The 15,448-nt window shown below is 27.7% G+C and carries 14 protein-coding genes and 1 tRNA gene; 3 read left to right on the top strand and 12 right to left on the bottom strand.

Annotated elements, in window-relative coordinates:
- Positions 1-44: 44 nt before the first annotated feature.
- The 10 genes from BMUR_RS07310 to BMUR_RS07270 form a co-directional block, all read right to left on the bottom strand.
- Positions 45-581, bottom strand: coding sequence for a DUF3226 domain-containing protein (locus BMUR_RS07310; RefSeq protein WP_013113962.1), 537 nt, complete (start codon positions 579-581; stop codon positions 45-47).
- A 2-nt stretch (positions 582-583) separates the two neighbouring features.
- Positions 584-1,627, bottom strand: a complete 1,044-nt coding sequence (locus BMUR_RS07305) for an AAA family ATPase (protein WP_013113961.1) — start codon at positions 1,625-1,627, stop codon at positions 584-586.
- Between the two features lie 114 nt (positions 1,628-1,741).
- Positions 1,742-2,299 carry a DUF4234 domain-containing protein gene (locus BMUR_RS07300; protein ID WP_013113960.1) on the bottom strand — a complete coding sequence of 186 codons (558 nt, stop codon included), beginning with the start codon at positions 2,297-2,299 and terminating at the stop codon, positions 1,742-1,744.
- Positions 2,300-2,656: 357 nt separating this feature from the next.
- On the bottom strand, positions 2,657-3,493 hold the full coding sequence (locus BMUR_RS07295; RefSeq protein WP_013113959.1) for a hypothetical protein: 837 nt from the start codon (positions 3,491-3,493) through the stop codon (positions 2,657-2,659).
- Positions 3,494-3,761: 268 nt separating this feature from the next.
- Positions 3,762-4,631 (bottom strand): hypothetical protein, encoded by an 870-nt coding sequence (locus BMUR_RS07290; protein WP_013113958.1) that lies wholly within the window; start codon positions 4,629-4,631, stop codon positions 3,762-3,764.
- A gap of 343 nt (positions 4,632-4,974) precedes the next feature.
- Positions 4,975-6,009, bottom strand: a complete 1,035-nt coding sequence (locus BMUR_RS07285; RefSeq protein ID WP_013113957.1) for an ankyrin repeat domain-containing protein — start codon at positions 6,007-6,009, stop codon at positions 4,975-4,977.
- A 248-nt stretch (positions 6,010-6,257) separates the two neighbouring features.
- A complete protein-coding gene (locus BMUR_RS07280) occupies positions 6,258-6,947 on the bottom strand; it encodes an HrgA protein (protein ID WP_244833413.1) in 690 nt (229 codons plus the stop codon).
- Between the two features lie 42 nt (positions 6,948-6,989).
- A complete protein-coding gene (locus BMUR_RS14960; RefSeq protein WP_244833411.1) occupies positions 6,990-7,214 on the bottom strand; it encodes a winged helix-turn-helix domain-containing protein in 225 nt (74 codons plus the stop codon).
- A 79-nt stretch (positions 7,215-7,293) separates the two neighbouring features.
- The gene (locus tag BMUR_RS07275; RefSeq protein ID WP_013113956.1) at positions 7,294-8,235 is read right to left on the bottom strand and encodes a TIGR01212 family radical SAM protein; all 942 of its coding nucleotides are present in this window, start codon (positions 8,233-8,235) and stop codon (positions 7,294-7,296) included.
- A 772-nt stretch (positions 8,236-9,007) separates the two neighbouring features.
- A complete protein-coding gene (locus tag BMUR_RS07270) occupies positions 9,008-9,694 on the bottom strand; it encodes an ankyrin repeat domain-containing protein (RefSeq protein WP_041750088.1) in 687 nt (228 codons plus the stop codon).
- 660 nt (positions 9,695-10,354) lie between these two features.
- Between BMUR_RS07270 and hisF the strand changes: the two genes are divergently transcribed.
- From hisF to BMUR_RS07255, 3 genes are all read left to right on the top strand, one after another.
- Positions 10,355-11,110, top strand: coding sequence for an imidazole glycerol phosphate synthase subunit HisF (gene hisF, locus BMUR_RS07265; protein WP_013113954.1), 756 nt, complete (start codon positions 10,355-10,357; stop codon positions 11,108-11,110).
- Between the two features lie 234 nt (positions 11,111-11,344).
- Complete coding sequence (locus BMUR_RS07260) at positions 11,345-12,952, top strand: peptide ABC transporter substrate-binding protein (protein WP_013113953.1); 1,608 nt, start codon at positions 11,345-11,347, stop codon at positions 12,950-12,952.
- Positions 12,953-13,371: 419 nt separating this feature from the next.
- A complete protein-coding gene (locus BMUR_RS07255) occupies positions 13,372-13,689 on the top strand; it encodes a hypothetical protein (RefSeq protein WP_013113952.1) in 318 nt (105 codons plus the stop codon).
- 129 nt (positions 13,690-13,818) lie between these two features.
- Here BMUR_RS07255 and BMUR_RS07250 read toward each other — a convergent pair.
- Together BMUR_RS07250 and BMUR_RS07245 are read right to left on the bottom strand one after the other, a co-directional pair.
- A tRNA-Ile gene (locus tag BMUR_RS07250) sits at positions 13,819-13,892 on the bottom strand.
- Between the two features lie 79 nt (positions 13,893-13,971).
- Positions 13,972-15,384 (bottom strand): alanine/glycine:cation symporter family protein, encoded by a 1,413-nt coding sequence (locus BMUR_RS07245; RefSeq protein ID WP_013113951.1) that lies wholly within the window; start codon positions 15,382-15,384, stop codon positions 13,972-13,974.
- Positions 15,385-15,448 lie beyond the last annotated feature (64 nt).

Here is a 15,448-nt window from a genome sequence, read left to right as displayed (position 1 = left end):
TTTTAGTTTATTATTTTATGATTTAAATAAATTTTAATTATTATTCATTTAAAAATATTTAGTAAAAATTCTTTTAAATCATTCAAATAAATATTATCAAAATCAGCATAAGGAGTTAAATCAAACTCTTCTGCTTTAATATTATTTTTAAAACCAAATCCGCTCATATATGCAAATACTTTTGATTTTTTAGCCTGATGTTTTAAATTTGGTATTTTATTAATTAAAGAATCTATACAGATTGTATAATTATCATAACAATGAATCACTTCTTTATGTATTGCTATTTTTTCAATTAATGTTTCCAAATCGCCATTGTCTTTGTTGTTTGGAAATAGAAATATTTTATCATTTTTTATATTTAATTTATCAAGCTGATTTTCTATATTAATTTTTGATTTATTATAATCATCATCAGCATCGAATATTATTATAAAATCTTCTTTTTTTAATTCAATATGATTTATAATATTATTCTTTCCGCCTATTGCTACTATTTTAGTATAATTCGTAATATTTAAATATTTTAAATAGCATTCTAAAAATTTTTTATCTGAATCACCTTCAACAATAATTCTCATTATTAGTCCCTCATCTCATTATTATTTTCTATGAGGTTTGAAAAATTTTCCTGACTATAATTTATCACGTCAATGTTATTTTCTTTATTGTAATATAAATTATAAACCGAAAGCATATCTTTATAATCTTTTTCTATTAAACAGTCATTTAAAATTTCAAGCAGTTCTTTATTATGAGTGGTTATAAAAAACTGAAGCCCGTATTCTTTAGATAGAGATAAAATATTTTCAAGCATTATTTTTACGCTTTCAAAATGCATTCCATTTTCTATTTCATCAATTATAATATATTTTTTTTGATATATTATAGAAGCTATTATGGTTAAATATTTCTGAAATCCCTGCCCCATATTCTTTATATTAATAGTATGTTTTAAATCTTTTATTTCAATCATTAACCTATCATCAACAAATATAATATCATTAATTTTAGAATCAAATTGGCGGCATATATTTTTTAAAATATTTCTTTTTTCATTATCTGCAAAAATTGCTTTTAAAATAAATAGAATGCTCATTGTATAATGAAATACAGAAATAAATTCTACATCATGTTTTTTTATTTGTATATTTTCTTCTTTTTTATTTAGAACTTTAAATTCAAATTTATAATCATTTTTTTCTTCAATTCTATTTATACTTGTATCATATCCTTTTTTATTTTTTATTTTATAAACAAGATAATTTAGTTTATTTACAGCTTCTATATTATTTATTGACACAGTAAGTTTATCATAATCTTTATAATCTGAACTTATTTCAAGTTCAAAAAACTCATTATCTATTAAAGAATTAATTTTTATAGTATTATCTGAATTATGGTCATAAAATAATGCCTCAAATGCATCATCATCTTTTGCAATATCTCTTGCATCTAATAAATTTAAAAAAGATAAAGCATTTCTTGAAAATCCCGTGTATATGGCCTCAAGAAGAGAAGTCTTTGAAGTGTTAGCATTGCCTATAAAGAAATTAATATTTTTGAAATTGTCTATTTTTAATTTCTTTATTCCTCTGAAATTTTCTATCTCTAAACTTTCTAACATTTTTATTTTAATTCTCTTAATTTTTTATTTATATATATTATATATTTGTTTATGATTACATGCAATATATTAGCATTATTAGTTATGTTTTATGACTTTATAATATAAAATAAATTACTTTTTACTTCTAATTTTTTCCCATATAGAGTTTAATTTTTTCTGCATAATTATATCTGGAATGAGCAAAGAGGAAATAATCACAAAAAGAATAATAAAACCAAGCAATATAGTACCCAAAAATATTAATAATGCTTCAGGCTTATCAATCAAATCAATAAAGTTGAAATCACTATAAACTAAAGACATACCGCTTACTAATGCCCCCATAACAAAAGCAAATATTAAAGCTCCTATAATAGGAACTCCTGCTAATAATACAATAATACTTGCAGTCATAACTATTTGAGTTTTATCATCTTTATCATTTTCATCTATTTTTAACGCTATTTCTTTATGAATAATATTTCCGTATTTATTATACCAATATATTGTATAGAGATTACAAGTCATAACAGAAAGTAAAAGCTCCAAAGCAGGGGATATATCTTTTCTTTTTGTAAACTTTACAACTTCTAAAGTAATATAATAAACCCAATAGTAATGATATATTCCTAAAGTTATGAAGTTTAGAATAAACATTGTTGGGATAGATCTTATAACCCCTATATTCATATTGTTTTCCATTATTGTTATGTTCGCCTTCGCTAATATAAGCCAGCAACTAAAGTTACTGGCTGCTTCGGCTCATTAGTTGTTGCTATGCTCACTTCGCCTTAAATAAGCTAGTGAGTAAACTCACTCACACTTCTGTGGCCTGTGGGGCTGGCTTAGCTCGCTTGGTTGTTGCTATGTTCGCGACGAAGTCCACATTGCGAAGCAAGGTGCCGCCTTAAAGAGTGAATAAGCACATCTGTGCTCGGCTCACTTGGTATTGTTATCTCACCAATAAGGGTGCCTTGCATACACCTGCCAACACCATAAGTGAACTTCGGCAGGTAGGCCCACTTTTTTTATTATTGCTATTCTCTTTTAATAGTCTCCATTTTCAATTTTTATCTGTGAATTATGCACAAAGCCATGAATTGCATCTTTTCCATCTTTAGCATTCGGAGGCATATAATATACTTCACACCAACCTTTATCATCTATTTCATAATAATAATAATTATCAATAGCTAATAAAACTCCTCCATTATTAATCATATCGTTTTTCAAAATCTTTCCTATTATTTTTCCATTTGCTTTATCTCTTATATTCACATAATCGTCTTTAGAATTATATTTAAGTTTAGTATAATAAGAATTTCCAGCATGATAATAACTGTCTGCAGAATTATCTTTAGAAAAATATTCTATTTGTACATCATCAAGTAATTTAATATTTACAAGATCGCCATAAGCCTCTCTTCCTGCTTCACCTTCACAAAAAATAGAATAGTTTCTTATTGTTACCTCCGCCCTTACAGCAGCAGCACCTAAAAATCTTTTATTTAAAGGTTCTGGTAATTTTACTTTAATATTTTCTAATAAAACCCCAAATTCCAATCTTTCAAATTCTTTATAATCCTCCATATTATCTGAATATATACTAAATAAAAAAGGCAAATCAATATTATTATCAGGATAAAATCTTAAAGCACTATAAATAGTATCAATATCAGAATTATCAGCTCTTTCAAGAACTCCTGTTAATGTAATTTCACCATCAAAATAAGCAGAATAATTGCCGCCGTCAATTTTTTTTACTTTAAGTGTATTTTTTATTACTTTACCATTATCGCTTAAAAGTTCATTGAAGTATGCTGCATCAGGCGGAAATGCCCATAAGAAATTAATGCTTAAAAGAAATAAAATAATTTTTTTCATTGCAATAGCTCCTTGTTTATAAATAATAATTATTCAATTCTTACTACTGATTAAAATTATAAGAATCAATAAATTTTATATTCTTTCAACTTTTTCCCGCCGCAAAAAGTTGCAAAAAGTGCATATTAAAAACCTATTTATTAAATGTAAAAACTTGTTAGTCTAAAGCTAGTAATTTTTTATTCTTTTGTTATGTTCGCCTTCGCTAATATAAGCCAGCAACTAAAGTTACTGGCTGCTTCGGCTCACTTGGTATTGTTATGCTCTTTTAATAGCCTACATTTTCAAGTTTTACCTGCGAACCATGCACAAAGCCATGAATTGCATCTTTTCCGTCTTCAGCCTCTGGAGGAAGATAAAATACTTCAAGCCACTTTGTTTCGATATCTTTATAATTCTCATAATCAATACCTGCTCCATTGATAGATAATAAAACTCCCCCATTATAAATCATATCTCTTTTCAAAATCTTTCCTATTATTTTTCCATTTGCTTTATCTCTTATATTCACATAATTGTCTTGAGAATTATATTGAAGTTCGTTGTAAGAAACATTTCCTGAATTATAATTATTTTTACTAAAATACTTTGTTTCTACATCACCTAAAGCCTTAAAACCTACAATATCACCGTAAGCCTCTCTTCCTGCATCACCTTCTTCATAAAAACGATAATTTTTAATTGTAACTTCAGCTCTTACAGCAGAAACACCTAAAAATCTTTTATTCAAAGGTTCTGGTAATTTTACTTCAATATTTTTTAATAAAACACCGAAATCCAATCTGTCAAATTCAACGCCGCTAAAATCCCAAGAATCACCATATTTAGAAGCACCTTGATTTTTCAAACCCATTTCAAATGAAGCATATAAAAAAGGAAGATCTACATTATTATCAGGATAAAATCTCAAAGCAGTATAATTATCTCCCATATCTTCATTATCAGATCTTTCAAGAACTCCTGTTAATGTAATCTCTCCATCAAAATAAACCATACCATAATCGTTTACATCATAAGCTTGCATTGTATTTTTTGTCACTTTACCATTATCGCTTAAAAGTTCAGAAAAATACGCTTCACTAGGCGGAAATGCCCATAATAAATTAATGCTTAAAAGAAATAAAATAATTTTCTTCATAATAACTCCTGTTAATATATAAAAAATTACTCGCTAATAAGCTCTAGCAACTTCCTTTGTCAGTTGCTAGAGGCTCGTAATTTTTTATTCTGTTGCTATGCTCGCGACGAAGTCCACATTGCGAAGCAGGTGCAGCCGCCTTAAAGCAGTGAATAAGCATGTCTGTGCTCGGATCACTTGCTTGTTGTTATGCCACCCGTAATGGTGTCTTACCTACATTTTTTATTATATATAAAAAACTTATTTTTTACTACACTCACAAGTTTTTTATTAGTTCTATATAATTTTTATTATCCTTATATTTAAATTAAAACATAAATATTACAAATTTATAAAATACTTACTATTTTACTATTTTATAACCGTACATACTCGCTATATCATTAGCTGTTTTACCTTCTTTATTTTTTATATTCACATCAGGATTTAATTTTAATATCTCATCTACAAGAGGTTTATATTTAAAGGTTATAGCATACATTAATAAAGTGTTTCCTTTGTTATCCTGTGCATTGATATCTGCCCCATTATCTATTAATAGCTTTACAAATTTAATAACGTTTTTAGTTGCTTCTTCTTGTTCTTTTTTTCTATTTCCTGTTATCAATTCAGTTATCTCAGTGTTAATTTTTCCAAACATATTATATGTCATATTTTTACCATAATCTATTGCATGAAAATATAATAATGTATAGAATAAAGCAGTTTTTCCTTCTTTGTCTTTTATATGAAGATTGGCATTTGCTGATAAACACATATTTACTATTTCAATATTATAATCCTTAACAGCAAACATTAATGTTGTTATTCCTTCATTATCCTGAGCATTAACATCTGCTCCGTTTTCAATTAAAAACTTTACAATATTTTGACTTTGGTATGCTAACGAATATTGTATTAAAGCAGTTCTTCCAGTTATATCTTTTTTATTAACATCAATACCGTTTTTTATTAGATAATACATAGTTTCTATTTTACTAGCATAAAATAAAGCAGTAGAACCGTTATTATCTACAGTATTAAAATCAGGATTGTATTTTTCAAATAGTTTTAGCATTTCAAGTTCATCTAAAGCAGCCGCCCAGAAAAATGCATTTCTTCCGCTATTATCTTTTATTTTAGTAACATCAGCATTATGCTCTAATAAAATTTTAACAGCCTCTATTTCTCTTCCTCTTATAGCATTCATTAAAGGAGTATATCCTTCTTCTTCATCTTGAACATTGATATTAACTTTATCAATTAATTCTTCAATTCTATAAACTTGACCATAACGGCATGCATTCAGAAAAATGTTTTCATCTTGAGATATACCATAAGAATTATTCACCATAAAAACTAATCCTATAATCATTAACACAATATATTTTTTTAACATTTTCGTTTACTCGCTTATTATTACTAATAAAAATTGTTATTAGCTAAATGATAAATTAATTTTAAGATTTAAATTATTTTATATTGATTACATTGATATAATATGGCACTAACGACATAATACAATTTTTCAAAAAAAATAATATAAACCTCTCTTACTTATAAGATAAAACATTAAAGCAAAAAAGTCAATATAGGTGTGTGTAGTATAATTAATGATTATCAATACTAATCAGAAATATTTATTTTTTAATTTGGACTATTAAATCTCTTGCTGTTTATCAAATTTGATATTATATCATTTTTTGCTTCGTTATTTTTTAGGATTTTATTAACATCATTAATAAAATCCTGAAACTGTCTGTTATAGCAAAGTTTATGCATAGTGTCTATATCTAAATAATTCCTCTTCTGTGCTGAAAATAATATTTCTGAATCTTCGGGATTATCATAATTTAATTTCATTATACCAACACCAAAAGACTGATTAAGCCTTTTCATCTCTTCCATAAGTTCATCATAATTATTTTCATCTATTTGCATAGCAGCAAGCCAAGCCTCATTAGCCCAGCCGGAATTTGATAATGCCTGAAAATAATATTCTGTCAAACTTCCAAGTGTAATTTTTAATTTTAATTCATAAGCATAAATTTCTGTAGTTGGCAAGTTTATATGATTAAATAATTCTAAAACTGATTTATTAATATAGTCTTTAAATGTAACTCCTACTATATCAGGAGTACCCCATTTCATTTTTCCTTTTAAGTTTACATCTGTAGCATTTGCATTTATAGTTTTAGAATATATTTTTCTTGAATATAAATATTTTGTAAGAGGTGTATGCAAATCTTCTTCTAATATTTTTTTATTTGTAATTGTATTTTCAATGATATCTTCTGTATCTTCTTCTTCGCTTAAATTATTAATTTCATTTATCAAATTTTGATTAGAATTATTTATTTTACTTTTTAATAAAAACTTTCATTTTCCAACTTTTACAAATATTGTAGTGTCTGGATTAAACTTTATATCTGTATATATTACAGCACCCAAACTGGCAATAGGTGTTTTACTCATTTTTCCGTTTAGAGTTTCAGCTATAATTTTATCATAACCTAACTCAATAGCCTTTTCCCATATTTCATCAACTTTCATAGGAACATCGCTTTGATCCAAAACTTTTTTTGCTGCATCATAGTATGTCATAACTTACTCCTAAAACTTCATCTATGAATTATACTATATTTATATAAAAATTAAACCAAATATAGTATAATAATTCTAATTACAAAATAAAATTGCTGCCCTGATAAAGATTTTTTAGCTTCATATTTTTGTTTATAAGATTTATTATCTCGCCCTTGGATTTCTTCCACTTAGGGGCTATTAATGTGTCACCTAAACTGTCGCCCATTAATCTCGCTATTATAATGTTTTCTCTAGTTAAAGAAATAGCCTCGCACATCAAATCTATATAAAAATCTTCATCTAAAACAGGAAAATGATATTCTTTATACATATTCTCAAAATAAGAACCTTTTACTATATCAAGCTGATGAAACTTTACAGCATCTATTTCAATAGAAGAAATATCTTTGACAGTTTGAAGCATATCCTCTCTTCTTTCAAGCTCTATATTTTTTTCATCTATAAACTTTTTAGGAAGACCGAATATTACATGCGTACATATTATAAGATTAGGATAATTTTTCTTTATATGTTTTACAGTATCTGCAAATGATTTATAATTATGACCTCTGTTTATAAAAAGAGAAGTTTCATCATTGGAAGACTGAAGCCCCATTTCAAGCCAAATCTCTTTATTAAAAGAAGAAGATAAATCATTAAGCTCTTTTAAAACATTATCTTCAAGCATATCACTCCTTGCCCCAAACATAAGTCCCACGCAGTTATCAAAATGTATTAACTTATTAGCATAAAGTAAGGACTCTTTTGAGGCAAGCGGAGATAATGGAGTGCCTAGCTGAAAATAAGCGTAAAACTTTTGGTATCTTCTTTTATAATTTTCCACACCGTTTATCCATTGCTTATTGATATTTTCCTCTATTATATAAGGCGGTTTATAGCTATTTAAATTACAGAATCTGCATCCTCCGTCATTAGTTTTATGAGCACAGCCGAAATCTGTATCTATAGAAATTTTTCCTACCTTAACACCAAATTTATTTTTTACATAGTCTGAAAATGAATAGTATGTTTTTTGCATATATATGTATTTTTTATAAATCTTTATTAATATTTAAAATAGTTTTTATTAATATATACTAAAAATTCTTAAGTTTGTCAACAGCGAGCTCTCCCTCATCTTCGTTCGGGACGCTTCGCGGGCACCTTACAGCACGGTATTATCTACTCTATATCAAATGTCAACGCTACCGAACGAAGTAAGGAAGTACCCGAGACGAAGTCCGCCTGTGGCAAGGGTATGCGGCTGATTACCTATTATTATACAAAACAAGTAATTTACTATACATATAAAACATATTTTATTGATTAACAATAATATATTATAATTACATTTATAAGTAACTAATATTTGGCAAACTGTATTTGTTTAGGTATATAATGAAAATTTTTAAGTTTGTCAACTGTGAGATTTATAATCGTATTTTTATTTTAAAATTATTTTCATTCCCCACCCTTTAAATTTTTTTAATACTATCTGTTATTTCTGTATGATTTTTATTTTTTAACTTTTACTGTTATTTTTGGCTGCCCACCCAAGTGCGTTGTAAATTTTATAATTATGACCAACGCACGTTTAATTGATTCTTATATATGGCAAAATTAGAATTATTAATTAACCTATATTTTAAAAATTAGCTTTACGTGCGTAGAGGAAGTGCAAATTTAAATTACGTTTTGGGCGGGTGTGCTTAAAAAATATAGGCTTTTATATTTAATTAAAACCTAATAAGAAAAATAAAGCACTCAATCTAAAAGGGGGGGAATGTAAATAAAATTTTATATATTTCTATTTATTTTTTATTATTAAACGACATAATCATTTTGTATATTCTCTCTGTTTCTTCCCTTTTTCCATTACTATTTAAATAATCAAAAGCATTATCACCGTTATTATCTTTTTTATTAATATCAGCATTATGTTTTAGAAGCTCCGTTATAATATCTTCTTTAAGCATTAAGCATGCATACATTAATGCTGTAGTGCCGTTATTATTGTAGGCATTTACATCGGCATTGTTATTTATAAGCATTTTTATTATTTTAGAATTATTATAATTACATGAATAAATTAACGGAGTATATCCTTCATTATTTTTGGTGTTTACATCAGCTCCATAATTTATTAAAAGTTCTGCAATATCTTCTCTTTTATAGAATAATGATATGAGCAAAGCATCAAAGCCTTGTTTATTTTTAATATTAAAGCAAGCATTATTTTTTAATAATAGCTCTGCTATTTTGTAGTTACCGTAAAATGAAGCAAACATTAAAGCTGTCCAATTCTCTGAAGTTTTTAAATTAATATCTGCTTTATTTTTTATTAATACTTCTGCCGAATCATATTTATTAAAAATACAAGCAAGCATTAATGCACTAAAACCCTCATCATCAAATTTATTTATATCAATGTTTTTTTCAATGCATTCTATAAGTTTATTAATACTGCCGTTTTTACTCGCTTCAAAAAAATCTTTCATAAATGTTTTAGTATATAATATATATATTTTATACGCTATAAACAATATAATTAAATAAATGGTAAAATCTATCATAAACAAAACAATTACATAAATTAATATTTAAGAAATTAATTTTAACTTTTACTATACGCACGCAGAATGTATTTTTAAGATACAGTCTAATCAACAATTCAATTTTTATCAAAATAAAAAAATTAAGTTAAACGTGCGTTTAGGAATATTATAAATAAAAAAAGCACTTGGGCGGGCAGCTATAGTAACAGTAAAATATAAAGAAATAAAAATTGTCTAAAAATAATAGTATGGGATTAAAGAATTTAGAGGGCGGGAATTAAAATAAATTTTTAACTTTATCTTAATCCCCTCCCTTTCAGATTTAAAAGCTTTATTTTTTTATTATATTTAATTAAATATATAAGCCTCCCCATCAAAAGCACCCCACCCTAGCTTTATTTAAATTGGCATTTATACTACGCACGCAGCATGAAACATTTATATACGATACAAATTAGAACGCATATTTAGTTATTACAAAAATCGATTAAACGTGCGTTAAATAATAACACTCAATAATGTTAATAAAATGCAATATCTCCCTTTACGAAATAATAATTTTATTATATAATTTTTTTAATATATCAAATTAGGTTTTTTATTATGATAACAAAAAGAATTATACCTTGCTTGGATGTAAGAGACGGCAGAGTTGTAAAGGGTACAAATTTTGAAGGCTTGAAAGATGTTGATGACCCAGTAGAACTTGCCAAATATTATAATAATTCATTAGCAGATGAACTTGTATTTTATGATATAACCGCTTCTTATGAAGACAGAAGTTTATTCGTAAATGTACTTGAAAATGTAGCTAAAGAAATATTCATTCCTCTTACTGTAGGAGGCGGCATAAATAGTATAAAAGATTTTGATATAGTTTTAAAATCAGGAGCTGATAAAGTAAGCGTAAATTCAGGTGCAATAAAAAATCCTAATCTTATAAAAGAAGCTGCAGAAAAATATGGTAATCAATGTGTTGTTCTTTCAATAGATATAAAAAGAGTTAATGGTAAATACTCTGTATTTGCAAAAGGCGGAAGAGAAGATACAGGAATTGATGCTGTTAAATGGGCTATTGATGGAGAGAAAAATGGTGCTGGGGAGCTAGTTATAAATAGTATAGATACAGACGGAGTAAAAAACGGTTTTGATATAGAACTATTAAAAGAAATATCTGATCATGTATCTATACCCTTAATAGCTTCAGGCGGGGCTGGTAATATGGAGCATTTCAAAGATGTATTTTCTGTAAAAGGTGTTGATGCTGGTCTTGCTGCTTCTATATTTCATTATAAAGAAATAGATATAAAAGATTTAAAAGAATATCTAAATAAAAATAATATCAATGTAAGGCTTTAACTTTTATATTTTATTTAATTATATATAGACTTCATATTAAAAATAGATTTGAAATAAACTTTTTTATGCATAATGTAAAATAATTAATAAATATTTGTAATTCCGTCTATTTTTTAAATAATTCTATTATCTTTATAAATATTAAATATATTAATATTAACTTAAAAAATCATTGACTAATATATTATATAAAATATAATTTTATATAAATAAAAAAAATCATAGGACATTATTATGAAGCGTAAATTATTATTAATACTCTCTTTTGCCCTAATGATATTTGTATTATCATGCGGCGGAAGTAAAACTGATGAAGGAGCAATATATATCAATGTTGGTCCGGAACCAAAAACTATAGACCCTGCTTTAAACTCTACAGTTGACGGAAGCATTTATATTCAGCATGCTTTTGAAGGATTAGCGACAAGAGATAAGGATAATAAAATAGTAGGCGGTGTTGCTGAAAGCTGGGATATAAGCGAAGATGGTTTAACTTATACATTTCATATAAGAGATAATGCCAAATGGTCAGACGGTAAAAAAGTAACTGCTGAAGACTTTGTTTATGCTTGGCAAAGAGCAGTAGACCCTGTAACAGCATGTGAATATGCTTATCAGTTTGAACCTGTATTAAATGCTATGGATATTAATTCCGGCAAAAAAGAAGTTTCTGAATTGGGAGTAAAAGCAATAGATGAAAATACTTTGGAGGTAAAATTAAATGCTCCTACAGCTTATTTTTTAGAGCTTGCTGCATTTCCTACTTTCTACCCTATTAGAAAAGATATAATAGAAGAGAACGGCGATAACTGGACTTTATCTCCTGAAACTTATATAGGAAACGGTCCTTTTGTAATGACTGAAAGAAGAACTGATGACAGATTAATAATGTCAAAAAATACTAATTACTGGAATTCATCAAGTATAGTACCTGAAAAATTAGTATTTATTCTTATGCAAAATGGTACTGCTGCAGTTGCTGGTATAAAAGAAGGCTCTATACATTTTGCTAATAATCCTCCGCTTCAGGATATTGAAAACTTAAAAAGTGAAGGTTTAATGCATATATCACCATACTTAGGTACATATTATTATTGCCTTAATATCACAAATGAAGCATTAAAAGATGAGAGAGTACGTAAAGCATTAACACTTGCAATAGATAGAAACTATTTGACAGAGCAGGTAACAAGAGGCGGACAGCTTCCTGCAAGTGCTTGGGTTCCTAGCGGAGTAAGTGATATTGATGATGCTGATTTTAGAAAAGTAGGCGGTGATTATTATAGTGTAAAGCCTGAAGATTATCAAAAAAATCTTGAAGAGGCTAAAAAACTTATGGAAGAGGCAGGATACACTAATGGTGCAGGTTTTCCAGTAATAGAGTTTAAATCCAATTCTGGAGAACATATACAGATATTTGAAGCCGTACAGCAGATGTGGAAAGAAGGTTTGGGTATAGATTCCACTATATCACAGGAGGAGTGGGCTACTTTCCAAGATACAAGACAGCATAAAAACTTTGTTATAGCCCGTCATGGCTGGATTGCTGATTATAATGACCCTATGAGCTTTTTGGGAGTATTTTTAAGCTACAGTGTTCAAAATAACGGAGGATATTCAAATAAGGCCTATGATGATAAATTAAAATTGGCTATGTCTACTATAGATCAGAATATAAGAATGAAAGCTATGCATGAAGCTGAAGATATACTTATGAATGATATGGGATTAATACCAATTTATTTTTATACTGATCCTATTATGATTAGTAAAAAATTATCAGATGTTGTTTTTGATCCTCTAGGCTCTCATAAGTTCTTCTATGCAAAGTTGGATAAATAATTTCTATTAATATCATTATAAAATAAAAAGGGCTTCTACATTTAGAGGCTCTTTTTTATTATAAAATAATAGATTTGTTTCAAAACTAATTTTATTTATAATTGTGCCGCACCACCAGTTCTTTTATAACGCTGGCATAAAGAATGTGCCTTCGGCAGCGAAAGACTGCGTATTTATATACTAAAATAATAAATTATACAGCATGTAAAACATCATGTTTATAATTTTAAAAGTAAATAATTTCATACTCAATCTTGTCAAGTAGTTTTGAACCTTTGCAGCTTTTATGAAATCCATAATGAGGAAGGTGTGAGGTTAGAATTAATACTTTTAGATAATATAGACATTTATTAAAATTTGTCTTTTTTCTAAAAAATGTTATTATATAATATATAAATATTATGTATGGAGATTATTTTATGTTATTAAAAGATAGAAATGGTGTTTATAAAGGGAAAGCTACAATTAAAAATTTCGTAAAATTAGATATAGATTTAGAGGCTATTATCTCAGAACAGGGAGATATTACAGTTAATACATTAGCACCAATAGTAGGCAAATTAAGTCATAGCATATCTTTGGGTTCTGATTATGATAAAGATGATTATAATATGAAATTCAATGAAGATAATTTTTATATAAAATTTAATTCTAATGAATCTATAAATATAGAACTTCCGGAAAATATAAGCGGCAGTTTAATAGTAACAAGAAATGTAACGCTAAATAGAGTATAATAATTTTAGAAAAATAAAAAAAGACACTGAAAGATATAAAGTGTCTTTTTTAAGCCCCAAAAAATTAACCTTATAAGTCAAATTAAAGGAGATAATAATAAATATAATAAGGAAAAAAATTAAGGGGATTGGGCCAGCAGGGACTTGAACCCCGGACCCGATGATTATGAGTCATCTGCTCTAACCGACTGAGCTACTGGCCCCTAAATTTTGTCATTAGATTTAAGTATTATACAAAAAACTCAAAAAATGTCAATACCCAAAAAACAAAAAATCAGAATTTTATTGTATATTTTCATTCCACTGAGTTACAGCATCATCATTAGACAACTCTTCAATGGAGTTCTTATTAAAAACAGGGTCTTTATGATATTTCAATTTGCTTACATAATGCTTAGTCAGTAAATATACCGGTTTATTGAGTATCACTATAACAATAATATTGAGTAAAGCCATAAATCCCATAAACATATCTCCTGCTCCCCATATAGTTTTAAAATCGGCAAGAGAACCTGCAAATACCATTATCACCGTCATAGCTCCAACTATTATATACGAAACTATACTGTCTTTCAAAGCAAAGGCTCCTGTTTTTATATAGAAGAAATTACCAAGTATAGAACTGTAAGAGAAAAACAATATACATACTGTTATAAAATAAGAACCGAAACTTCCAAGATGCGATTCCATAGCATACTGAAATAAATTAATTCCTTCCATATCTTTTATTGCCTTCATAGCTTCTGGAGATAATAGAAGTATAAATCCAGATATAGAACAGATTAATATAGTATCAGTGAATACTGAGAACATTTGTATAAGTCCTTGTTTGCAAGGGTGCGAAGAATGTGCTGCAGCTGCTGCATGAGGAGCACCTCCCATACCAGCCTCATTTGAAAATAATCCTCTTTTTAATCCGTTAGAAATTGTAGTACCTATAGCACCTCCGAAAAATGCACTAGGTTTAAATGCCTGAACAAAAATAGTTTGAAATACGCTAGGTACAGACGGCAAATTGGCAACAAATATATAAAGACCTATAAGTATATAAGGTATTGCCATTACTGGTACTATAAATACGCATGCATGAGTTATAGTATCTCTTCTTTTGCTGAATAAAATTAATCCAGTTATAACCGTTAAAATTACAGCGGTAATTGTAACAGATATATTGTATTTTGATAAAGCACCTGATATAGTATTAGCCTGCATGCCGTTAAATGTGGTATAAGTAAATATCATACAAACAGCAAATACTGCCGCAAGTATTGGCTTTTTCAATTTACTTTTTATATAAAAAGAAGCTCCTCCTATAAACTTACCTTGAGAATCTTTTTCTTTATAGAGCTGAGCTAAAGTGCTTTCAGTAAAAGCTAAACTTCCTCCAAGTATAGCCATAAGCCACATCCAAAATAATGCTCCAGGTCCTCCTGCAGAAACTGCCGCCATAACCCCAGTAATATTGCCAGTTCCCACCCTTGAGGCTGTACTTATACAAAAACTAGCAAACCCAGAAACACCATCTCCTTTTTCATGCGTGGAAAGTAAAAGTTTTAGAGCATGTATAGAATGAGAAATTTGTATTGCCCTTAATCTGAAAGTAAAAAATATAGAAACAACCAAAAACACAATAAGAAGCAAATAACCATACATTACATTATTTACTGATGTGATTATATTATTAATAATATCCATTTTTTATCCCCATTATAGTATTTTTTTATTATATATCAAATACTTATAATGTGCAAATGATAAC

It is taken from the genome of Brachyspira murdochii DSM 12563 (genome assembly GCF_000092845.1).
GTDB lineage: Bacteria > Spirochaetota > Brachyspiria > Brachyspirales > Brachyspiraceae > Brachyspira > Brachyspira murdochii.
The sequence above is the reverse complement of the archived record's forward strand: the minus strand, read 5'-3'. Positions and strand labels throughout refer to the sequence as shown.